At 74.0% G+C, this 21,715-nt stretch carries 20 protein-coding genes; 8 read left to right on the forward strand and 12 right to left on the reverse strand.

The window, feature by feature from the left end; genetic code table 11:
• Window positions 1–4: 4 nt before the first annotated feature.
• Window positions 5–1,300, forward strand: a complete 1,296-nt coding sequence (locus tag WME75_RS33810) for an RNA polymerase sigma factor (RefSeq protein ID WP_437479473.1) — start codon at window positions 5–7, stop codon at window positions 1,298–1,300.
• Window positions 1,301–1,312: 12 nt separating this feature from the next.
• On the opposite strand, the gene WME75_RS33815 is transcribed toward WME75_RS33810, so the two are convergent.
• From WME75_RS33815 to WME75_RS33825, 3 genes are all read right to left on the reverse strand, one after another.
• A complete protein-coding gene (locus WME75_RS33815; RefSeq protein WP_437479475.1) occupies window positions 1,313–2,140 on the reverse strand; it encodes a Uma2 family endonuclease in 828 nt (275 codons plus the stop codon).
• A gap of 92 nt (window positions 2,141–2,232) precedes the next feature.
• Window positions 2,233–3,564 carry an aminotransferase family protein gene (locus WME75_RS33820; RefSeq protein ID WP_437479477.1) on the reverse strand — a complete coding sequence of 444 codons (1,332 nt, stop codon included), beginning with the start codon at window positions 3,562–3,564 and terminating at the stop codon, window positions 2,233–2,235.
• 345 nt (window positions 3,565–3,909) lie between these two features.
• Entirely contained in the window at window positions 3,910–4,230 is a 321-nt protein-coding gene (locus WME75_RS33825; RefSeq protein WP_437479479.1) for a hypothetical protein, read from the reverse strand.
• 478 nt (window positions 4,231–4,708) lie between these two features.
• On the opposite strand from WME75_RS33825, the gene WME75_RS33830 reads away from it, so the two are divergent.
• Both WME75_RS33830 and WME75_RS33835 read left to right on the forward strand, forming a co-directional pair.
• Window positions 4,709–5,038 (forward strand): hypothetical protein, encoded by a 330-nt coding sequence (locus WME75_RS33830; RefSeq protein WP_437479481.1) that lies wholly within the window; start codon window positions 4,709–4,711, stop codon window positions 5,036–5,038.
• Window positions 5,039–5,075: 37 nt separating this feature from the next.
• Window positions 5,076–6,392, forward strand: a complete 1,317-nt coding sequence (locus WME75_RS33835) for a cytochrome P450 (protein ID WP_437479483.1) — start codon at window positions 5,076–5,078, stop codon at window positions 6,390–6,392.
• A gap of 152 nt (window positions 6,393–6,544) precedes the next feature.
• On the opposite strand, the gene thrS is transcribed toward WME75_RS33835, so the two are convergent.
• Together thrS and WME75_RS33845 are read right to left on the reverse strand one after the other, a co-directional pair.
• Window positions 6,545–7,744: a threonine--tRNA ligase gene (gene thrS / locus WME75_RS33840; protein ID WP_437479485.1), complete on the reverse strand. Its 1,200-nt coding sequence runs from the start codon at window positions 7,742–7,744 to the stop codon at window positions 6,545–6,547.
• A gap of 241 nt (window positions 7,745–7,985) precedes the next feature.
• The gene (locus tag WME75_RS33845) at window positions 7,986–8,597 is read right to left on the reverse strand and encodes a hypothetical protein (protein WP_437479487.1); all 612 of its coding nucleotides are present in this window, start codon (window positions 8,595–8,597) and stop codon (window positions 7,986–7,988) included.
• Window positions 8,598–8,944: 347 nt separating this feature from the next.
• Here WME75_RS33845 and WME75_RS33850 point away from each other — a divergent pair, with 347 nt between their 5' ends.
• Complete coding sequence (locus WME75_RS33850) at window positions 8,945–9,916, forward strand: hypothetical protein (protein WP_437479488.1); 972 nt, start codon at window positions 8,945–8,947, stop codon at window positions 9,914–9,916.
• 16 nt (window positions 9,917–9,932) lie between these two features.
• On the opposite strand, the gene WME75_RS33855 is transcribed toward WME75_RS33850, so the two are convergent.
• Window positions 9,933–10,217: a transcriptional regulator gene (locus tag WME75_RS33855; protein WP_437479489.1), complete on the reverse strand. Its 285-nt coding sequence runs from the start codon at window positions 10,215–10,217 to the stop codon at window positions 9,933–9,935.
• A gap of 298 nt (window positions 10,218–10,515) precedes the next feature.
• Here WME75_RS33855 and WME75_RS33860 point away from each other — a divergent pair, with 298 nt between their 5' ends.
• Together WME75_RS33860 and WME75_RS33865 are read left to right on the forward strand one after the other, a co-directional pair.
• The gene (locus WME75_RS33860; protein ID WP_437479490.1) at window positions 10,516–13,077 is read left to right on the forward strand and encodes an alpha/beta fold hydrolase; all 2,562 of its coding nucleotides are present in this window, start codon (window positions 10,516–10,518) and stop codon (window positions 13,075–13,077) included.
• 302 nt (window positions 13,078–13,379) lie between these two features.
• The gene (locus tag WME75_RS33865; RefSeq protein WP_437479492.1) at window positions 13,380–15,281 is read left to right on the forward strand and encodes a hypothetical protein; all 1,902 of its coding nucleotides are present in this window, start codon (window positions 13,380–13,382) and stop codon (window positions 15,279–15,281) included.
• A 161-nt stretch (window positions 15,282–15,442) separates the two neighbouring features.
• Here the strand turns inward: WME75_RS33865 and WME75_RS33870 are convergent, their stop codons facing one another.
• Window positions 15,443–16,267 (reverse strand): OmpA family protein, encoded by an 825-nt coding sequence (locus tag WME75_RS33870; RefSeq protein WP_437479494.1) that lies wholly within the window; start codon window positions 16,265–16,267, stop codon window positions 15,443–15,445.
• A 348-nt stretch (window positions 16,268–16,615) separates the two neighbouring features.
• Here WME75_RS33870 and WME75_RS33875 point away from each other — a divergent pair, with 348 nt between their 5' ends.
• Entirely contained in the window at window positions 16,616–17,632 is a 1,017-nt protein-coding gene (locus tag WME75_RS33875; protein WP_437479496.1) for an isocitrate/isopropylmalate dehydrogenase family protein, read from the forward strand.
• A 25-nt stretch (window positions 17,633–17,657) separates the two neighbouring features.
• Window positions 17,658–18,494 (forward strand): hypothetical protein, encoded by an 837-nt coding sequence (locus tag WME75_RS33880; protein WP_437479498.1) that lies wholly within the window; start codon window positions 17,658–17,660, stop codon window positions 18,492–18,494.
• A 9-nt stretch (window positions 18,495–18,503) separates the two neighbouring features.
• On the opposite strand, the gene WME75_RS33885 is transcribed toward WME75_RS33880, so the two are convergent.
• The 5 genes from WME75_RS33885 to WME75_RS33905 form a co-directional block, all read right to left on the reverse strand.
• Window positions 18,504–19,259: a hypothetical protein gene (locus WME75_RS33885; protein WP_437479499.1), complete on the reverse strand. Its 756-nt coding sequence runs from the start codon at window positions 19,257–19,259 to the stop codon at window positions 18,504–18,506.
• Window positions 19,256–20,125: a Smr/MutS family protein gene (locus WME75_RS33890; protein WP_437479501.1), complete on the reverse strand. Its 870-nt coding sequence runs from the start codon at window positions 20,123–20,125 to the stop codon at window positions 19,256–19,258. The genes WME75_RS33885 and WME75_RS33890 overlap by 4 nt, the downstream gene beginning before the upstream one ends.
• On the reverse strand, window positions 20,037–20,321 hold the full coding sequence (locus WME75_RS33895; protein WP_437479503.1) for a hypothetical protein: 285 nt from the start codon (window positions 20,319–20,321) through the stop codon (window positions 20,037–20,039). The genes WME75_RS33890 and WME75_RS33895 overlap by 89 nt, the downstream gene beginning before the upstream one ends.
• Before the next feature lie 197 nt (window positions 20,322–20,518).
• Window positions 20,519–21,031 carry a hypothetical protein gene (locus WME75_RS33900; RefSeq protein ID WP_437479506.1) on the reverse strand — a complete coding sequence of 171 codons (513 nt, stop codon included), beginning with the start codon at window positions 21,029–21,031 and terminating at the stop codon, window positions 20,519–20,521.
• 226 nt (window positions 21,032–21,257) lie between these two features.
• Window positions 21,258–21,638, reverse strand: a complete 381-nt coding sequence (locus tag WME75_RS33905; RefSeq protein ID WP_437479508.1) for a hypothetical protein — start codon at window positions 21,636–21,638, stop codon at window positions 21,258–21,260.
• Window positions 21,639–21,715: the final 77 nt, after the last annotated feature.

Genomic DNA, 21,715 nt, shown 5'->3' on the forward strand with positions numbered 1-21,715 from the left:
CGCCGTGACGGCTCCCGACGCGCATCGCGCGATCCACGCGGTCTTCCGGATCGAGTCGGCGAGGCTCATCGCCGGCCTCGCGCGGATGGTGCGCGACGTCGGCCTCGCCGAGGAGCTCGCGCAGGACGCGCTCGTCACCGCGCTCGAGCGGTGGCCGGAGTCGGGCGTCCCGGACAACCCGGGCGCGTGGCTCATGGCCACCGCGAAGCGTCGCGCCATCGACGAGCTCCGCCGGAGCAAGCGGCTCGAGCGCAAGCACGAGGAGCTCGGCCACGAGCTCGAGGCCCAGCGCGCGATGGCCGCGCCCGACCTGGAGGCCGCGCTCGACGACGATGTCGGTGACGACCTCCTGCGCCTCGTGTTCACCGCCTGCCACCCGGTCCTCTCGACCGAGGCGCAGGTGGCGCTCACGCTCCGCCTGCTCGGAGGCCTGACGACCGAGGAGATCGCGCGCGCGTTCCTCGTCCCGGAGCCGACCGTCGCCCAGCGCATCGTCCGGGCCAAGCGGACCCTCGCCGAGGCGCGCGTCCCCTTCGAGGTCCCCCGCGGGGCCGACCTCGCCCCCCGCCTGTCGTCGGTCCTCCAGGTCGTCTACCTCGTCTTCAACGAGGGCTACTCGGCGACCGCCGGCGACGACTGGATGCGGCCTGCCCTCTGCGAGGACGCGCTCCGCCTCGGCCGCATCCTGGCCGAGCTCGTCCCCGAGGAGCCGGAGGTCCACGGCCTCGTCGCGCTCATGGAGATCCAGGCGTCGCGCACCGGGACGCGGGTCGGCCCGTCGGGGCAGCCCATCCTGCTCCTGGATCAGAACCGCGCCCGCTGGGATCACCTCCTGATCCGGCGCGGCCTCGCGGCGCTCGCCCGCGCAGAGCAGCTCGGCGGCGCGCACGGGCCCTACGCGCTCCAGGCCGCGATCGCCGCCTGCCACGCGCGGGCGCGCACGGCGGCGGAGACGGACTGGGCGCGCATCGCGGCGCTCTACGCGGCGCTCGCCCAGGTCACGCCGTCGCCCATCGTCGAGCTGAACCGCGCCGTCGCGCTCTCGATGGCGCTCGGCCCGGCGGCGGGCCTCGCCGCCGTCGATGCGCTGGCCTCGGAGCGCGCGCTCGAGGGCTACCACCTCCTGCCGAGCGTGCGCGGCGACCTCCTCGCGAAGCTCGGCCGCCTCGGTGAGGCGCGCGCGGAGTTCGAGCGCGCCGCGTCGCTCACGCGCAACGCACGCGAGCGCGAGCTGCTCCTCGGGCGCGCCGCCGCGTGCGCTCGCGGCTCGGCGCCGCCGCCGGCCCCCTCGGGCCGGTGACGGCCGCCGGCGTCACCCTCGGTCCACCGCCGCCGCGAACGCCGCCCCGCTCGCCGCCGTCGCCGCGCTGGTCAGCCATCGCTCCAGCGCCGCCGGGTCCTCGCACGCGAGCACCCGGGCCCGCACCGCCTCGGGCACCGCGAGCCCCCGCGCCGAGAGCACCGCGAGGATCGCGCGCGACTGGGTGCGCGACTGGGCGCGCACCTCGACCCACTCGTCCGTGAACCGCGACGCGTCGCGCTCCTCGAACAGCGCCGCGACCGGCACGGCGCCGAGGCCGTGCTTGCCCAGCTCCGGCAGGAGCGGCACCTCGGTGCCCAGCCGGTAGGTGATCGACGCCGTCCCCGGCCGCACGACCTCGAGCTCCCGCCGCTCCGCGTGCGCGATCCACACCCACGGCCACTCGTGCTCCAGGTAGAGCTTCACCTTCTCCTCGAGGTAGCGCTTCGACTGCGTGCCCCGGATCTCCACGGCCAGCACCGGGGTGCCGCGGTAGGCGTCGTTCCGCGGCGACGAGAGGTCGCCCACGACCACCACGTCCGGCGCCCGGAGCGACGGCCCCGCCGGATCGCTGAGGTCGCAGTACACGTCCGTCATCACCGTGAACCCCTTGCGCGCGTGCGTGCGGAACAGGGCGGCGAGGAGGGCCATCACGATGCCATGGATGTCCTTGCTCCCCATCTGCTCGATCAGCTCCCCGCGGTGCAGCTCCCACGGGCTGCCGTCGTGACAGTCGTCGGGCGTACCCAGCCGGCGGCCGTTCGGCCCGAAGTCCCGCAGCTCGATCGGCCCCGTGTTCCGGGGCGGACGGGTCGGCAAGCCGTTCGTGCGTGCCATCATACGGCGAGCATAGCACGGCAGCCCGATCCCCCGCGGCTGTCGGGCCAGCCGGGCCCGACAGCCGCGGGGGATCGCCGGGCCCCCGGAGCGCCTCAGGCCGAGAGCTTCTGGTCGGCGACGTCGAGCGCCGCGTCGAGCGCCGCGATCCCCTCCTCGATCTCCGCCTCGCTGATGATGAGCGGCGGCGCCACGAGCAGGTGGCTCACCCACCCCATGAGCGACACGCCGCGCTTCGCCGCCTCGGCGACCACCGCGTCGACCACGAGGGGCCGCCGGGCCGCCTTGTCCTGCGGCACATTGAACGGCTCCTTCGTCGCGCGGTCCTTCACGAGCTCCACCGCCCAGAACAGGCCGATCCCGCGCACATCGCCGATCGAGGGGTGCTTCTCCTTGAGGGCGCGGAGCTTCTCGCCCACGATCTCTCCCATCTTCGTCGCGCGGTTCAGGAGGTCCAGCCGGCGATACTCGTCGATCGCGGCGACCACCGGGGCCAGCGTGAGCGGGTGGGCCTCGTAGGTGTGGCCGTGAGGGAACATGTTGTCATCGAAGTAGTCCGCGATCGCGCGGGACGTCGCCACGACCCCGAGCGGCGCGGCCGCGTTCGTCACGCCCTTCGCGGTCGTCAGGATGTCCGGCACCACCCCCCAGTGATCGACCGCAAACCACTTTCCGGTCCTGCCCCAGCCGCTCATCACCTCGTCGGCGATCAGGAGCACGCCGCGCTTCCGCGCGACCTCGGCGAGCCGCGGCAGGTACTCGGGCGGCGGGATGAGGACGCCGTTCGTGCCCACGATCGGCTCGACGAGCACCGCCGCCACGTTCTCCTCGTGGTCGATCATGTAAGCCAGGTAGTCGGCGCACGCGACGCCGCACTCGGGGTAGCTCCGGCCGAGCGGGCAGCGATAGCAGTTCACCTCCGGGCCGAACACCACGCCCGGGATCTTGCCCGCCGGCTCGACGAACCAGCGGCGGAAGTCGCCCGTCGCGGCGATCGAGCCCGCCGTCGAGCCGTGGTACGACGTGTAGCGCGCGATGATCTTGTGCTTGCCCGTGTAGAGCCGCGCCATCTTGAACGCCGCCTCGTTCGCCTCCGTGCCCGACGTCGCGAAGAAGAACTTGTCGAGCCCCTTCGGCATCACCTCCAGGAGCTTCTGCGCCGCCCTCACCCGCACCTCGCACGTGTGCGCCGGGCTGATGTAGGCGAGCTGCCTCGCCTGCGCGCAGATCGCCTCGATCACGGCCTCGTTCTGGTGTCCGAGGTTCGAGCAGATGAGCTGCGAGGACAGGTCCAGGTAGCGCTTGCCGGACGCATCCCAGAACGCGCAGCCCTCCGCGCGGGTGACGTGGATCGGCTTCCAGCCGCGCTGGGCGCGCCAGGTACCGTACGTGTGCTTCGTGGTCAGCTCGACGATGTCATCGCTCATGGCAACCTTCGCGGTTCGAGGAGGTGCCCAGCGTAGTGGGTGATCCGGCCTCCCCGCACGCGAATTCCCCGGCGCCGCTCGCTCGGTTCCGCGCGGCACGCCCGCCATTCCGTGCGGCGCGTCGCCGTCGCCGCCGCGATGTCCGGACGGCACGAGCGCGCTCGCGGCGCCGCGCGAGATCGCATGAACAAGGACGGTCGTGATCCGTCCTTGTCGCCTCGCCTGCACGTCGGTCTCCTGCTCGCTCGCGCTCCTCTCTTCCGCGACCGGCGCCCGGATCTGTCCGCCCGCTGAGTCGCGCGCGTGCGGCGCGCGGCGCGCGGCATTGACGGACGCGCGGCGGCTTCAGCCCGCGGCGCCGCCCTCGGCGCGCGCCACGTCCCGCAGGCGCGCGACGCGGTACTCGAGCCGGGAGATGACGTCCTCCTTCGTCGCGCCCTCGCCCACATCCATCAGCACCTTCTGGCACATCGCGCACATCTGCAGGAGGTGGGACCGGAGCTCCTCGGGGGTGCACCGCCCGCTCCTCAGCTCGTCGAGCCGCCGCGCGAGGCCCTCCCTCTCGTGGCCTGCCTCGGCAGGATCCCCGGCGGCTGCCGGATCGTTCCAGCGCGCCGCGCCGGTCTCGCACAGAAAACACGCACCTTCGATGGGCTTTTGCAGCATGGCTCTCCTCGTGCAGTGGGTATGGAAGGACAACCTGGAGCCGTTCGCCCGGATCACAAGCCGGTCCGGCCTCTCCGGAGCGGCATCCCGGGCCGAGGTCGGACGAGCCCGCCGTCCGCCCCCTCCACGGCCGGGCCCTCCCCGCGGTGCTCGATCGGCTCGGTGAGCAAGGGCCGGCAGCACCGCGGGCCCCAGGGGCGGTCCAGGGAGGAGCGGCTGCGCGAGTTGCGCGAGCGCTCGCGCAACTCGCACGCAACTCGCGCGAAGGCGCGCGCAACGGGCCCCGCGAGGGCCGCCCTCATCGGCCATTTTGCGCGCCCGCGGCGCTGGCGCGGGACCTGCTTTGGGGAGGGGAGACGACGGACCGCGCGCGGCACGCCGCCGCCATGGTTCCGTGGCCTCAAGAGACCCTGAAGGAGGTCTTGCGCCCATGGACGGACAACTCGCTACGACCGGTTTTTCGAGCATGAACCACGGGATGAGGGCAGGAGACGCGAAGAGGAGCGACGCGCGCGCGTTCCTGGCGCGGGTCGAGGTGGACGAGCGCCTCGCGGAGGCGATGGCCGAGGCGGACGGGGACATGACGCGCATCCTCGCGATCGCCGCCAAGGCGGGCTGCTCGTGCACCGCGCAGGAGCTCACGAGGGCTTACGAGGAGCACGTGCGCGCGGAGCCCAGCGCCTCGGCCTATGACTTCGGTTATCCGGTGATCTATCTGAGCCTCCGCGCGCCCTCGGACCTGAGCCACGCGGCGGTGTACCTGAGCCTCCGCGCGCCCTCGGACGCCGGCGCTCTGCTGCCTTCCTGAACACCACGCGCGCGCCCTCGAGCGAGGAGAGCTGGCCATGATCCGATCCCCCGGTCCGAAAGGGCACCCTTTGCACGGCTCCTGGCCGGAGTTCCGCGCGGATCCCCTCGCCTTCCTGCTCGAGGGCACCCTGGCATACGGCGATTTCTTCCGGTTCCGGCTGGGGCTACAGGCGTGCTTTGCCGTCTCGGATCCGGCCGCGATCCAGGGGGTGTTCTCGGACCGGGAAGGCTTCACGGACAAGACGCCGCCGCACCGGATGCAGGACGCCTATCCAAAGAGCGTCGCCCGCCTCGAGGGGAGCGAGCACCTGGAGCGCCGGCGGGCCCTCGCGCCGGCGTTTCAGCGGGAGGCGGTCCTCGCGCGCGCCGACGGCGCCGAGCGCGTCGTGCGCGAGGCGCTCGGGCGCCTGCGCGCAGGCGAGACGCGCGCGGTGCTGCCGGTGCTCGAGGACGTCGCCCTGCGGAGCGCGTCGATGCTGCTCCTCGGGGACGCGGGAGAGCGGGTCGTGGAGCACATCGCGACCGAGCTGCCCCGGGTGGAGGCGTGGCTCGGGCACGCCGCGGACGACGAGGCGGCGTATGACCGGGCCAGGGAGGCGCTCGCGGCGTCCATCCTGAAGGCGGCGGAGCACCGCAGGGCCGCAGGGAACCCCGGCTCCATCGATCTGCTGGATCCGCTCGTGCGCGCGGTGGACGCCGGCCAGATGGACGAACAGGCCCTGATCGACGAGATCGTCATGATGCTTGTGACGCACGTGCCGACGGCCGCCGCATCGGCGTGGGCGCTCTGCGAGCTCGCGCAGCGCCCGGAGGTACGGAGTCGCCTCGAGGAGGAGCTCGACGCGATCGGCGCGCGGGGAGCGGAGGTGGAGCGCGCCCCGCTGCTGTCGGCGGTGGTGCTGGAGACGTTGCGGCTGCACCCGCCTGTATGGGTGCTGGCGCGCGAGGCGCGGAGGGAGTTCCGCCACGGGCCGCACGCGGTGAGCGCGGGAAACGAGGTCCTCGTGAGCCCCTATGTCGTGCAGCGGCTCCCTCAATACTGGAACGATCCAGAGACGTTTCTCCCGGAGCGCTTTCTGCCGGGCTCGCCGTGGCACGTGGAGCGCCCGTCGGCGGCGTACCTTCCGTTCGGGCTCGGGATGCGCAAGTGCATCGGCGAGCGGACCGCGGTTCTGCAGATGAAGCTCATGCTGGCGGCGCTGGTGCGGGATTTCCGGTTCGAGCTGCCGGCCGGGTACGAGGCGGGCGTCGGCGGCCGGCGGGCGCTCGTGCCGCGGGACGGATTGCCGCTCCTCGTGGAGCGGCGCCGCAGCGCGGGCCTTCGCGACCGGCAGCAGGCGATCGTTCGATGAGCGTCGCGGCGCGCCCCCGGCCCGCGATGCGCGGGGGAGGCCGGCGAGCGGCGCTCAGGAGAAGCCCATGGGGCACCGCGCTGCGGGCGGGGGCGCGGCGCCCTGGAGCACCGCGTCCGCCTGAGCGGTTCCGGGAGATCGCCGGCGCGCGCTCAGGCCTGCGGCTCACACCGCCGCACGACCTCGACGACCGCCTCGTCGAGCGGGAGCTCGCGCTGCTGTCCGCCCTCGCGCTCCCGGAGCGCCACGGAGCGGCGCTCGGCCTCGCGCTTGCCGACCACCGCCACGAGGGGGATCGAGGCCGCGTGCGCGAGGGCGATCTTCCGCGACAGCGTATCGTCGCCCGCGTCGAGGATCGCGCGCACCCCCTTCTGCTGGAGGCGCTGGAGGACCTCCTCGGCATAAGCTCGCTGCGCGCCTGTCACCGGCGCGACGACGACCTGCTCGGGCGATAGCCAGAGCGGCAGCGCGCCCCGGTAATGTTCGAGCAGGATGCCGAGGAAGCGCTCCACGCTGCCGAACAACGCGCGGTGGAGGATGGCGGGGCGCCGGCGCGCGCCCGACGCGTCGACATAGGTGATATCGAAGCGCTCCGGCAGCACGAGATCGAGCTGGATCGTCCCGCATTGCCAGCTCCGCCCGAGCCGGTCGCGCAGCACGAACTCGAGCTTGGGCCCGTAGAAGGCCCCTTCCCCGGGCTGCAACCGGTACTCGAGCCCAGCGCTCCTCGCCGCGGCGGACAGCGCCGCCTCCGCCCGGTCCCACACCGCGTCGCTCCCGTGGCGCTCGGCGGGGCGGGTCGAGAAGCCGACCGCCATGTCCTGGAAGCCGAAGCCGGCATAGAAGTCGCGGAGCGCGCTCGCGAAACGCACGACCTCGGCCTCGATCTGCTCCTCGACACAGAAGATGTGGCCGTCGTCCTGGGTGAACTGCCGCAGGCGGAAGAGGCCGTGCAGCGTGCCGCTCGGCTCGTCCCTGTGCACCATGCCGAGCTCGCCGATCCGCAGCGGCAGATCCCGGTACGACGGCGCCATGCGCGCCACGATCTGCATGTGACCCGGGCAGTTCACGGGCTTGATGGCGGCGGCGTGATCCTCCTCGGACAGCCGGAACATGTTGGAAGAGAAGTTGTCCCAGTGGCCGCTGGTCTTCCAGATCGCCTGCCGCAGGATCAGCGGGGTGCGGACCTCTCGATAGCTGTCACGCATCATCTGGCGCCGGACCGCCTCCTCCAGGAGGCGATAGAGCGTGAAGCCGCGCGCGTGCCAGAACACCATGCCGGGCGCCTCCTCCTGCAGGTGGAACAGGTCGAGGCGCTGGCCTAGATAGCGATGATCGTCTTCGTCGAGCATGTCAGTCTCCGTCGGCGGTGGCCGGCCAGACGGAGCGCTGCAAAGCGACGTGCCCCGTCCGGATCCCGGCGGGGCTTGGTTTCTCGTGTGATCGTCAGCTCACCGCATGCACACGAGACCCAGCCCGCCGGTGCGGGTCGTGGTCGTCGTGGTCGCGGTGAGAGGGTGGCTCACGAGGAGAGTCGTATCGCGGCGAGCTGAGCTCGTCAAGCGGAACGCCCGCGCGCCCCCCAGCGCGAGGTCAGCGCGAGGGCGCCGGCGCATCCCGCGCGGCCTCGGGGCCGGCCGGTCGGCCGGCGAGGGCGCGGGACAGGAGCACCGCCCCGGTGAAGAGGTAACCCGAGCAGGACCGGAAGACATCGTAGGAGCGGCCGATCAGCGGGGCGTTCCGGAGGAGGTCCCCGATACGCCAGCTCTCCTCGTGGCGCGTGACCTTGAAGCTCTCGCCTCCATCGATCATGTCGAACTCGTAGGTCAGGATCATCCGCACGGCGTACGCGCAGCGCGGGAACAGCCTCAGGTAGAGGGTGCTGTCCACGAGGGCGCGGCCCGCGTCGCGCCGCTCGCAGAGCCGGACGCTCAGCTGGGAGATGTCGAGGTCGAAACGGGCGCCGCCTCGAGCTCCGCAGAGGTCGACCTGGTACGTCTCGACGCCGCGGACGCGCCGCCACGGATTGACGAACTCGATGCCAGGGGCGAGGTAGGGATAGACCTCCTTCTCCAGCGTCGCGAGCGGAACGCTCGTGTCGTACATCAGGAGCGAAAGGCGCCTGAGGCGGTCCTCGATGTCGGCGAGCCCGAGGCGCGGCATCGTGGGAATCGTGAACGGGATGCAGTTCCCTTTTGTCGCCATGTCGTGACTCTCCATCTCGGTGCGTTCCCCGCCGGGTGTGAAGCGACGGCTCGGACGGGGAAGATGAAGGCCAAGACGCAATGGATGGGCCGAGGCGGCGCGCGCTCCCGGCGTGGGCTCGGCGGCGCCTCGCTCCGCCTCACGCGCCGCGTGTGGTCCGCCGCGCAGGGCGCTCGAAAGGCCCTGATCTCCGCGCGGTTCAGGGCGAGAATCGGCGCGCTCGCCGCGGATTGGCCTGGTCCCGGGGGCGCACGCCGCTATCTTCCCGCGCCGTTCGGCTCGCCGAGGCGCGCGGCGCTTCGCGTCGTCTGCCGCCGTCGGCTCACGAGGGAGAGGGAGTGTCACGGGTGCTGAAGCGCGCAGCGAAGGCCGCCGGGAGTTTCACGGAACCGCGCAGGGGGGCGGCGCGGCGGCTCGCCGCCGTCGCGGCGCTCGCCCTCGCCTCGGCGGCGTGCGCCGCGCAGGGAGCTCCGGCGCGCGCCGGCGGAGGCGCGGCCCCAGGCGCGGGCGCGCGCGCAGCGGCCCCCGGCCCAGACGCGGCCCCCGGCGCGAGCGCGGCGGCGGAGCCGCTCTTGCGCGAAGCGGAATCGCTGGCGAGCCGCCGCCGCGTGATCGGCGTGCAGCTCTTCGTGCTCGATGAAGCCGCGGAGGCCGGCGCCGCGGGCGAGCGCGCCGAGACGCGGCGGGCGGCGCTCGAGGCAGAGGCGGCGCGGGTGCTGGCGAGGACCGCGGCGGCCTACGCCGCGCTCGTCGACGCGCCGGCGCTGCGCGCGGCGAAGCAGCGGCCCCCGGCGCTCCTCGGGCTCGCGCTGGCGCTCCAGGACAGCGGGGACCTGCGCGGCGCCGAGGCGCGGCTGCGCCAGCTCGCCCTCGAGCACCCGGCGTCGCGCGAGGCGCCCGAGGCCCACCTCGCGCTGGCCAACCTGGCGTTCGCGGCGGGGCGCCTCGACGAGGCCGTGAGCGCCTGCGACGGCGCGCTCGGCGGCGCCGCGGGCGCGGCGCTGCGAAAGCGCGCGCTCTATGTGAAGTCGTGGAGCCTGCGGGGGCTCGGCGGCAGAGACGCCGTCAAGGAGGCCCTGGGGGCGCTGCGCGCGATCGTGCGGCTCGGCCCCGCGCCCGCGGGCTCGCTCGAGGCGACGATCGACGAGGCCGCGGAGCGAGAGCTCGTCGAGCTCTACGCGGCGCACGGCGACCTCGCCCGGGCCCGCGCGTTCTTCGCCGGCGCGGGCGAGCGCGCGGGCCCGCGCCTGCTCGGCGAGGTGGAGGCCCGCGCCGCGCAGCGGAGGCGCCCCGAGCCGCTCGACCGGCCGGCGCTGTGAGCGGCCGCCGGGAGCGTCACCCGCCGCCGGTGTCGACCCGGAAACGCGGCGCCTCGATGCGCTCCCCCCGGCACGCCGGGCAGCGGCTCGGCTTCGCGAGCGAGCGCCGCTCGTCGAACGCGTAGCCGCACCGCAGGCAGTGCGCCGGCGTCACCGAGAGCCGCTCGCCGCGCGCGCGCAGCGAGCGCGCGAGGTGCTCGAGGTGCGGCGTCACGTCGCGCTCGCGCAGCCCGAGTCGGGTGGAGAGCTCCCATGCGGTCGCGGCGCCCCTGCGGAGCTCCTCCAGGAGTGTGTGCCGCACCGTCTCCGACCGGGGCGCTGGGCTCGGCGGTGCCTTCGGCTCGCTCATAGAATTCCGGATCGTGACACCCCGGCCGCATCAGTCCACAGCCGGCCCTCCTCCACAGCCGACCCTCCCTCACGTGCGCTCCGCCAGCGCGCTCCTGCGCCGGTCGGCGCCGCGCGTTGACACGGCGCGGCCGGGACAGACGGGCGCCGTCGCGCGACGGCGGCGGGGCAGCGCGACGCGGCAGAGCCCGCGCGGCCATTGCGCAGACCACGGCGTGCATGGAGAATGCCGCTCCGGAGAACCGCAGCAGATGAGCCCGTGCCCGTCCGAAGACGCCCTGGCCGCCTGGCTCGAGGGCAACCTCCCGCACGAGGCCGCGGAGGAGGTCCGCGGGCACGTGGACGGCTGCGCCGACTGCCGCGCCCTGATCTCGGTGCCCCCGAGCGAGAGCGACGTCGGCGCGCCGCTCCTCCTCCCCACCACGCAGCGGTGCTCCGACAAGGAAGAGCCGCCGCCGTCGTCCTCGGAGCCGTGGGCGCCGCCCTCCGCCTTCGGCGACTACCGCGTGATCAGGCCGCTCGGCCGCGGGGGCATGGGGCAGGTGTACCTCGCCCACGACGACGTCCTCGACCGGCCCGTCGCGCTCAAGTTCGTCGCCGCGGACAACCCCGATCCGAAGACCATCGAGCGGCTGCGCGTCGAGGCCCGCGCGATCGCGCGCCTCCAGCACCCCAACGTCGTCGCCGTCTTCCGGATCGGCGAGGTGCGCGGGCGGCCGTACATCGCCTACGAGTTCGTCGAGGGCGAGCCGCTCGAGCTGCTCTCGAAGCCGGTCCCGTGGCCGGCCGCGCTGCGCATCGCGCTCGGCCTCGCGCGCGGGCTCGCCGCGGCGCACCGCCGGGGCGTCCTGCACCGCGACATCAAGCCGGCGAACGTGATGCTCGACGCGAGCGGCGAGGTGAAGCTGCTCGACTTCGGGCTCGCCAAGCTCGTCGACCAGCCCGCCGAAGGCGGCCTCGGCGCGGGGCGCCCCGCGCCGAGGGTCCCCGCCGCGCCCGCGCGCTGGGCGCCCGCGGACGCATCGGCGGTGACGACCGCCATCCCCGTGGAGGCCCGCGCGTTCAGCGCGCTGGAGACCGCCGGCCTGACCGACGGCGGCATGATGATGGGCACGCCGCTCTACCTCGCGCCGGAGCTCTGGACCGGGACCGCCGGCACGCTCCACTCCGACGTCTACGCGCTCGGGCTGGTCCTCTACGAGCTGTGCGTGGGCCGGCTGCCCCACGCGGGGCTCGACGTGCACGCCATCGCCAGCTGGGTGACGGCGCGGGCGCTCCCGCCGCTGCGCTCGCTCTGCCCCGAGATCCCGGAGATGCTCGCGGCGATCATCGATCGCTGCGTCCTGCGCGATCCCGATGCGCGCTTCGCGTCGGCCGAGGAGGTGCAGGCCGCGCTCGAGGAGACCGAGGCGCTCTGCCGGGCGTTCCACATCGTGCGCTCCGGGCCTGCGAGCGCGGGGGCGCGGGAGACGGACGCGGACGTCGTGAGCGCCTCCTTCGCGCGCCTCGCGCCGCGCGCCGAGGAGCTCGTGACGCGCTTCTACGAGCGGCTCTTCGCCCGCGAGCCGGCGCTCCGGGCGCTGTTCCCGCCGGACATGCGCGAGCAGCGGCTCAAGCTCGCCGCGGCGCTGCAGCTCGTGATCGACAACCTGCGCGCGCCGGACAAGCTGGTCGAGATGCTCGAGGCGCTCGGCCGCCGCCACGCGTCCTACGCCGCGCTGCCCGAGCACTTCGACGCCGTGGGCCGGGCGCTGCTCGAGGCGCTCGAGGAGCTGGAGGGCGACGCGTGGGCGCCCGCCACCGCGCGGGCGTGGGCGGGCGCGTACGCGCAGCTCGCCGAGGCGATGCGGCGCGGGCTCGAGGCCGCGCGGGAGGCGGCCGTCTCCTCGACGCGGGCGCCGGCGCAGCTGCGCGCGGCGGAGACCCGGTTCGCCACGAGCGCGGACGCGAGCCTGGCCTACAGGGCCGTGGGCGACGGGCCGCTCGATCTTGTGCTCGTCCAGGGGTGGGTGACGCACGTGGAGGCCGCGTGGGAGGACGCGCGCATGTCCCGGTTCTTCGCCGAGCTCGGCGCGGGGGCGCGGCTCATCGTGCTCGATCAGCGCGGCACCGGCATGAGCGAGCGCGAGGGCGCCGGCGCGCCTGCCGAGCAGCAGGCGGAGGATCTGCTCGCCGTGCTGGACGCGGCCGGCGTGGAGCGGGCGGCGCTCCTCGGCGTCGGCGGCGGCTTCGCGCCGTGCGCGCTGCTCGCGGCGGCGCACCCGGCGCGGGCGCGCGCGCTTGTCGCGCTCGGGAGCGCGGCGCAGATGGCGGCCTGGCCCGGGTGCCTCTTCGGCCTCGCCGGCGACGGCGTCGAGGAGGCCGAGCGCGCGCTGCGGAGCGGCTGGGGCGAGCCGCTCTTCCTCGATCGACTCGCCCCCTCGGCCGCGCAGGACGGCGCGTTCCGGCGCTCCTGGGCCGCGTACCTGCGCCACGGCGCGAGCCCGACCGGGGCGGCGCGCATGCTCCGGGCCCACGCGGCGGCCGACATCCGGTCCGCGCTGGGCCAGGTGAGCGCCCCGTCGCTGGTGCTGCACCGGGCCGGCGATCGGGCCGTCCCCGCGGCGGCCGGGCGCGATCTCGCCGCCCGCCTCCGCGGCGCGCGCTATGTCGAGCTGCCGGGCGACGATCACCTGCCCTTCGTGGGCGCGTCGCGGCCGCTGCTCGCCGAGCTGCGGGCCTTCCTCGGCGCGGAGGCCGCCGGGGGGAGCCCCGTCTCGAGCCTCGTGCCCGCCGCGGCGCTCGACACGGCCGACGCGGCCTCCGGCGGTTGACGCGCTGTCCCGAGCACGTCGTGAGTCGCTGGACGGCCGCCGGCGCCGCGACGGCGCTCGCGCCGCGGAGCTCGTGTGGGGGATACGCCGCTCGCGCGACGCGCCACCGGGCCGGCGTTCGCGCTCGCTCAACGCGTGTTCGAGCGCATTGAGCGCCTCGCGGAGCGCTCGTGTTCAGCGCGCGGCGCCGCTCTCTCCGGTTTTGCCCGACACCACTTGAGAGATCTCCTTAGTTAACTATCTTGTTGTTCAAAGAGGGTATCCGCCTTGCCGCTGCAGGTATCGCCCGCTAGCTTGAATAGATGATCCTGTGGACACGCGCGTTGACCTGTGGCTGCGCCGTGATCGGCGCGCTCGCGAGCGCTTGCTCCGGGACGGAGCCGAGCGCCGCCGCAGCGTCGGGCGCGGCGGGCGACGGAGGTGAAGACGGCGGCGACGGCGCCGGGAGCGCGGGCGACGGCGGCGCCGGGAGCGCGGGCGGCGGCGGCGCCGGGAGCGCAGGCGGCGGCGGCGCCGAGAGCGCGGGCGGCGGCGGCGCCGAGAGCGCGGGCGCGGGCGGCACCGAGAGCGCGGGCGACGGCGGCGCCGAGAGCGCGGGCGGCGCTGGCGGGGAGGCGGGCGGCGCGGGCTGCCCTCCCGGCGAGGAAGGCTGCCCGTGCGGGTCCCTTGACCGGTGCGACGGCGAGCTCCGCTGCGTGGACGGCGTGTGTATCGCGGGCTGTGCCTGCACCGATGGATACGCGATGGTCGACGGCGAGTGCGTCTGGCAGGGCGGCCCGCTGGATCCATCGTTCCAGAGCGCGGACACCTGGAGCACCACGGGCGCCGCGCTCGTCCACCCCGAGGCCGAGGGCAACGGCAACCCGGGGGCCGGGGTCATCGGGAGAGACGCGGTGTGCCAGATGGCGGGCTTCACTCAGCAGCTCACGATGCCGGACCTCGCGTGCGCCGAGCCGCTGCTCCTCACGTTCGCCGCGCGCATCGGGTGCGACGCCGCGATGGACTGCCTCGGCCCCCCGGGCGTGGGGGTCCGCATCAACGGGGGTTTCAGCAACCTCGATCTCATGCCCTCTTCGTCCTTCGCCCCGCAGCGCGTGTGCCTGGGGGAGCGCGCCTATGGCGGGCCAGTCGAGCTGCTCTTCGGGCCGTCCCGGAGGTCTCCCCTGTGCGATGAGGCGGCCGGGCAGGGCTACACGCTGGCCTTCGATGACGTCGCGATTCGGCCGGATGAGATGAGCGAATGTCCCCTGCCGGGCCAGGTGCTGAACGGCGACTTCGAGGGAGGCGCCGCCGGCTGGACGGCGACGCCGGAGAACGGTGTCTCCGGGATCGTGAGCGGCCTGGGCCAGGGCGGCGGCAAGGGCGGGCAGCTCGCCACCACGCTGTTCTGCCAGTATCCCTCGCTCGAGGGCGCGGTCTCGGCGCCTTTGCCCTCCGCCGCGTTGCCGAACCCGGCGCTCCGCATCTGGAGCCAGGGCAGCCCGGGCGCGGTCCTCAACGTGACGCTGAGCACGCACCAGCTGACGGCCCTGACGGGCACGGGCGAGGCGCAGGTCGCGCATGTCTGCTTGCCCCGGTGGGCGCTCGGCATGGCGCACCGGCTCGCCTTCACCTATCGGAACCGGAACAGCCAGCCGTGCACGGCCGAGAACAAGCGCGATTTCACGGTGGATGACCTCGCCTTCGTCTCTGACGATCGTTGCCCCGGCGACACGCCGCTCTTCGACCCCGGCTTCGAGAACGCCGGCGCCGGCGCGAGCCTCTCGCCGACATGGGTCCTGACCGCGGACGATCCCGCGCGTGGCAGCGCCAAGCTCGCCGTCGACGCGGCGACCGCCCACTCCGGCGATGTCTCGCTCTCGCTGTCCGTGAAGAAGCCGTGCCGGGAGCCCTCGGCCTCCACCGTGTTCACGGTGCCCGAGCCCGAGGCGACGGCCGGCCCGGCGCTGAAGTTCTGGTACCGCACGAGTCACCTCCACGCGGCGACCGCCTCCTCGACCCCGGGCGCCACCCTGCCTTCCAGCGAGAGCTGGACGCAACAGACGATCTGCCTGGATCCGCGCACGGCGGGCAGACCCCAGCACCTCTCCTTCAAGATAGGAGCCAGCGGCGTCTGCGACGAGCCGCTCGGCCACGAGACCTTGCATGTCGACGACGTCGAGGCGACGACCGACGCCTCCTGCCCGGCCGCGCCGCTGCCCTGAGCTCCGGAGCCCCCGCGTCACGAGCGCCACGGGCAGCCGCGCGCCTGGCGGCTGAGGCGCCGCCCGGCGCCGCGCTCTCCCTGCGGCGCGCGCTCTCCCTGCGGCGCGCGCTCTCCCTGCGGCGCGCGCTCTCCCTGCGGCGCGCGCCGCGCGATCCCGGGCTACTGCGTAATCGCCTTGAGGTCGAGCATCTCCTCGACGCTCGGGACCACGATGAGGTCGCACCGGCGGTTCTTGCGCCGCCCCTCGTCCGTGTCGTTCGTCGCGACCGGGTCGGTCTCCGCGAAGCCCGCGGCGCTCCATTTCGCGACCGGGAGCGCGCCGCCGCCGCCCTTCACGTCGGGCGGGCTGACCAGGAACAGCAGCACCTCGCGGGCGCGCATCAGCGACAGGCCCCAGTTGTCGCGGAACTGACCGCCCGCCAGCGGCTTGTTGTCGGTGTGGCCGGCGACCTGGTAGTCGCGCTGGAGCAACGACTTGTCGTTCGTGATGACCGTCGCCACCTTGAGGAGGATCTCCTTACCCTCCTTCTTCAGCGACTCGCGCCCGGAGTCGAAGAGGACGTCCCCCGGCAGCGAGATGACCATCCGGTTGTTCCGGATGTTCACCGCCAGGCCGAGCTTCGTGAGCTCGTCCAGCTTCTTCCTGAGCGTCTCGAACCGCGCCTTGATCTGCTCCAGCTGGCGGGCGCGCGCCTTGAACTCGGCGAGCGCCTTCTCGCGCTCCTCGAGCGTCGAGCTCAGCTGCGACACCTGCGTGCTCGTCGCCTGGAGGTTCTCGTTCAGCTTGCCGATGTCGACGCCGGCCGCCTCGAGCTGCCTCGTCAGCTCAGCGATCTTCGCCTGGGCGGCCTCGAGCTCCTGTTGCGTCTGGGCGAGGCGGCCTTCCGTGGTCTGGTGCTGGCCCTGAAGGCGGCTGTACTTGTCGAGCTGGGCCTTCCACTCCTCCTCGGAGTAGCCGCACCCCAGCGAGGACGACGCGATCACGGCAGGCAGGAAGGCCGCGAAAGCGGTTCGGCGACCTTTCAAGACACGAGGGTGCATGAGCACGCTCCTTCAATCTAGTTGGTGAACATGAGCGCGGGCCGATGGCCCGGCCCGCGCCCGGTTCCAGGTGACAGCGGCCCGTCAGGCCGTGCGGGGGCGTACCCTAGCGAGGTCGCGCGCGGTTGTAAAAGGGCGCATCGCACCACGTTGCCCTCCCGCGCGCTTCCCCGGCGCCTCGCCTCTGCCGGCGCGTACCGGCGCGTACCGGCGCGGCGCGCGGCGCGCGCCCTCGCGCTCGAGCTCGCTTGCCCATTGTTCCGGCCCGCACACCTGCTAAGGGGACGGCCCATGGCCTATCGCATCACGTTGATCCCGGGCGACGGCATCGGTCCGGAGGTCGTGAGCGCGACTCAGGATGTGATCTCCGCCGCCGGCGTCACCGTCGACTGGGAGATCCACCACGCGGGCATCGAGGTCGCGAAGCTGACGGGCTCGCCGCTCCCCCTCCCCGTCCTCGACGCCGTGCGGAAGAACCGGATCGCCCTGAAGGGCCCGGTGACCACGCCGATCGGGGGCGGGTTCCGGTCGGTCAACGTGACGCTCCGGCAGACGCTCGACCTCTACGCCAACGTGCGGCCCATCCGCAGCCTGCCGGGCGTCGAGCCGCGGTTCGACGTCGACATGGTCATTGTGCGCGAGAACACCGAGGGGCTCTACGCCGGGCTCGAGCTCATGATCCTGCCCGGCGTGGCCCAGAGCATCAAGCTCACGACCGAGCGCAGCTCGACCCGCATCGCCGAGTTCGCGTTCCGGTACGCGAAGCAGCACGGCCGGAGCAAGGTGACGATCGTCCACAAGGCGAACATCATGAAGCTCTCCGACGGCCTCGCGCTCGACTGCGCGCGGCGCGTCGCCGTCAAGCACCCCGAGGTCCACCTCGGCGAGATGATCGTCGACGCGGCGGCCATGACGATGGTCCGCGATCCGAACAAGCTCGGGGTGCTCGTGACGGAGAACCTGTACGGCGATATCCTCTCGGATCTCGGCGCCGGCCTTGTCGGCGGGCTCGGGATCGTGCCCGGCGCGAACATCGGCGACGAGGCGGCGGTCTTCGAGGCGGTGCACGGGTCGGCGCCGGACATCGCGGGCAAGGGCTACGCGAACCCGACGGCGCTCGTGCAGAGCGCCGTGATGATGCTGCGGCACCTCGGCGAGCACGAGGCGGGCGACAGGATCGAGCGGGCGCTCACGTCGGTCTACCGGGCAGGCCAGGTGCGCACACGCGACCTCGGCGGCGCCGCGAGCACCGACGACTTCACCCGGGCGCTCTGCGCCGAGATCGAAAGGCCTCGCGCGGAAGCGTAGCGCCAGGCATCCTGATCCAGCGGACGTGGGATCTGCCTGGACGTGGCTGCTCGAGCGGTGCGCCGAGGTCGTCGGCGCGACGGACGGTGCTGCCCGCTCGGCGGGCGGCGTCGCGAGGCGTCGGCGCCGGCTGGTGCTCGTTCTCCTGCTCTCGCTCCTCGTCGCGGCGAGCTGCTTCCTCGGCGAGCTCTGGGGCGCGAAGGGCCTGCTCCCCGCGGTCGCGCTCTTCCTGCTCGCGGTGCAGGCCTCGCGCGCCGTCCTCGACGCGCGCGCGTCGCTGTGGCGCGCCGCCGCCCTCGATCTCGACGACCCCGCGCAGCGCCCGAGCGAGTGCGTGGATCCGTGGTTCTCGCCGCCGACGGCGAGGGTCCTGCGCGCGCTGGCCGCCGTGGTCGACGCCGCGCGCCGCGAGCGGTACGCGCTCGCGCTGGAGCGGCTGCCGTCTGTGGATCGGGCCGCGCTCCGGCCCGACGAGGCGCGGCTGCTCGAGGCGGCGCGGGCGCTGCTCTCGCTCGGCCTCGGCGATCCGGCGCGCGCGGCGCAGCAGGCGATCGTCGCGCTGCCCACGGGGATCGACGCCATCGACGCGCGGCTCGGCCGCGTGGTGCTCGCCGACGCCTGGAAGAGCCCCGCGCGGCTCGAGGCGATCGATCGCGCGTGGCGGAGGGAGCTCCAGAGCGGCGTGACGTCCGAGGCGCTGGAGCGCCTCCTGTCGCTGTCGCGGCTGCGCTTCGTGCCGCACGCGGTGGAGGCGCTCAAGCCCGCCGAGGCGCGCGAGCTGTCGGCCGAAGCGTGGTCGATCGGCGAGGAGGAGCTCGCCGCGGCGCTCGAGTCCCGCGCCCGCGGGGGCGTCTACCGCTGAGCCTTGGGTTCAGGGCGGCGGCTCGCGCGGCACGGCGGGCGCGATCTCGCGCACGAGGCGGAGGCCGCCGAGCGAGATCTCGACCACGGCGGCGAGCCGCTCGGCGACGAGCCGCTCGGCGGAGGGGCCCGCGGCGCGCGTCTCGGCGATGAAGGCGAAGCAGCGCCGGCCGGAGCCGCCGAAGGCGACCGCGAAGCCGTCGATCGGCGCGCCGGGCGGGGCGTCGGCGACGCCGATCGCCACGACGGTGTCGAAGCCCTCGGGCACGTCGATCCGGCGCTCCACGGCGGTGAGGCGGAGGTCGGGGCGCGGCAGGTCGCGCCAGAGCCGCGCGCGCGCCTCGCACGCGGCGCGGCTCGCGCGGCCGTCCGCGCGCCAGGTGCGCACGAGCAGCGACGTCGACGACGCGGCGTGGGTCGCGACGAGCCAGGGGCCTCCGCCGTCCTCGACGCGGAAGCCGCGCGCGTCAGGCAGCGGAAGCCGGAGATCGAAGCGCTCGGAGCGGTACTCGCCGAGCTCGCCGTCGCCGAGCGTCGACGGCGGCGGGGGCGGCGCGGGCCTCGGCGGCGGCGACGGCGCCGCGGCCGGGGCCGGCGCGCACGCGGGCAGCAGGGCGAGCAGCGCGGCGGCGGGCAGGAGACCGCGGCGCATCGCGCGCGCGGCCGGCACGAGGCCGCGGCAGACCGCCCGGACGGCGGGCAGCAGGGTGCAGCGCGGCGCGTGCCGCGGCGTCTCGGTGGGCTCGACGCGCGCCTTCGGCATCATCGCGCGAGCAGCACGAGCACGGCGCCGGCGCCGCCCTCGGCGTCCGGGGCCGTCGTGAACGCGGCGACGTGGCGGGCGACGCGGCCGTTGCTGAGCCAGGCGGCGATCTCGCCGCGGAGCACGGCGTGCCCGCCGGGCGAGTGGTTGCCCTTGCCGTGCACGATGGCGACGACGCGGTCGCCGTCGCGCTGGCGCTTGCAGACGAAGGCCTCGACGGCCTCGCGCGCCGCCTCGAGCCTCAGGCCGTGCAGATCGAGGGTGCCGTCGAGGGCGTAGCGGGCGCGGCGGAGCCGCCTGAGCTCGCGCGGATCGACGTCGAGGCGCCTGCCTTCGATGCGCTCGCTGTCGTCCGTTGTCTCGAACTTGATGCCCTCGATGACGAGCGAACGCATGCGCGAGCGCGCCTCCTCGTCCGGATCGGCGACGATCGTCGGGGGCGCGGCGCGCTCGACGCGGCTCGCGGTGATGGGGATCCGGTTCGCGCGGTCCTCGAGCACGCGGACGCCGGCCATGTAGATGGCGAAGGTCTCGGGGTCGACGGGCCGCGGCGCCGGCTCGGCGCCTGTCCGTGCCGCCGCGCCGGCGCCCGGGGGCGCGGCCGCGTTCGCCCTGCCCTTCGCCTCCGGTGTCGCGGCCGGCTTGGCCTTCGCTTCGGGCGCCGCGGCCGCCCTGCCCTTCGCTTCGGGCGCCGCGGCCGCCCTGCCCTTCGCTTCGGGCGCCGCGGCCGGCTTGGGCTTCGTCAGCTGCCGGAGCGTGGAGAACGGCTGGTAGAACGCCTCACTCGCCTTGCGTGCCGCCGCCTTCGCGGCTCGCGCCGGGCTGGCCGCCGATTTCGGATCTCTCTCGCGCTTCGCGCCCTTCGCCATCCCCCAGAACATCGCTCGCGAGACCGCGGAGCGCAAACCGTACGGCCTCGATGCCGGCGAGCTGCCCGTCCTCGAAGTGCCAGTCGGGGTCGTCGAGGCCGGGAAAGTCGTGCGGGTTGCGGATGTCCTCGGCCGTGAGGGTGGGGATGAGGCGCCGCGCGAGATCGATGACCTTGCCCCGCTGCGCCTCCTCCATGGCGGCGAGGAGCTCGAAAACGCGATGGAAGAGCTCGGTGGGCGAGAGGCAGGCCTGCGGAGCGCCGGGGCCGGCTGCGTCGGGAGAGCGCATCGGGCGCAGGATACCTCATCGGACCGGAGCCGCCGCGCGCTCGGACGCCGGCGAGCCGGCGGCGCGGGAGAGCCCTGCCGCGCCGGCGACGCCGCTCGGCCCGCTCACGGCGCGCCGTTCTCCTGCGGGGCGGCCGGGGGCCTGTGCTGCCGGACGAGCTTCGCCTCGTAGATCAGGTTCCACGCTGGCCGCTTGTCGTCGCGGTATTCCTGCATCGAGGGGAGGTCACAGATCTCCACCCGGGCGACCACGCTCTCCGCGCCGGGGTACCTCGCGAGCACCTTGCCTGCCCACGAGGCCGCGAGCGAGCGCCGCATCGACGCGTCCTCTTCTGTCACGAAGAGCGCGACGAGGCTCCTGATCCGGAGCTGCGCCTCGGGGTTCGCGCCGGACTCCAGGACGTCGTCGATCCGCCTCCCTCGCGCGTCCGTCACCTGGAATCTCGCCCAGGGCAGCGCGCCGACGGAGGGCGCAAAGAAGTTGTAGCTGCTGTCGGCCCCGGAGAGCGCGCCGTAATAAGCGACCCCCCTGCCGAGCCGCCCTGCCCTCTGCAGGTCGACGTGGAGCGCCCCGAGGAGGACGCAGCCGAGGTGCGCCGCGGCGGCGGCCAGGGCCATGAGGGCGAGGCTCCGGCGTCGCTGTCTTCCACCCATGCGGCCCCCTTCCGATGGCCCCCGCCCTGGAGGACCGGCCCATCCCGCGTGGCGGGTGGTGGCCTGATTTGCCCCGGAGTAAATCCCATGAAGGCGGGAGGGCAGGAAGATCCTTGATCTCTTCTTCCCGCCTTCCCGCCTTCCGCCTTCATGTTCAAATCCGGCCACCACCGCCGCTCCTGCCGTGAGGTCAGCGACGGTCTTGGAGGTTCACGGCCGGCGTGGGGAGATCCCCTGCCGGCGTTGCCTCGGACCGCCCGTGGTCATGCCCGTGCGGAAGGAAGGGACCGTGGGGCCCGAACGGCCTGTGCGGCCGGAAGTGCCCATACGGCCGGAAGGGCCTGTACGGCATGAATGGCCTGTACGGCCGGAAGTCCCCATAGGGCCGGAAGGGCCGGTGATACGGGAGGTCGTCCGGGGGGATCCTGGCGTCGGCGAGCGCCGGGCTCGTCGTCTCCTCGACGATCACGAGATCCTGGATGGGTATCGTGTCCTCCGCTGCAGCGAGCTGCGCGGCGCCGAGCGCGAGCCCGGACAGCGCCAGCGCACCGAGCGCTTTCACCAGCTTCATCGCGGACTCCTTTCACGATGGGAGCGGCTTGCCGGGTGTCATCCCATGCAGGCTGCGTCCAGGGTGATGCAAGCGCG

Source organism: Sorangium sp. So ce1014, from assembly GCF_051521505.1.
GTDB lineage: Bacteria > Myxococcota_A > Polyangia > Polyangiales > Polyangiaceae > Sorangium.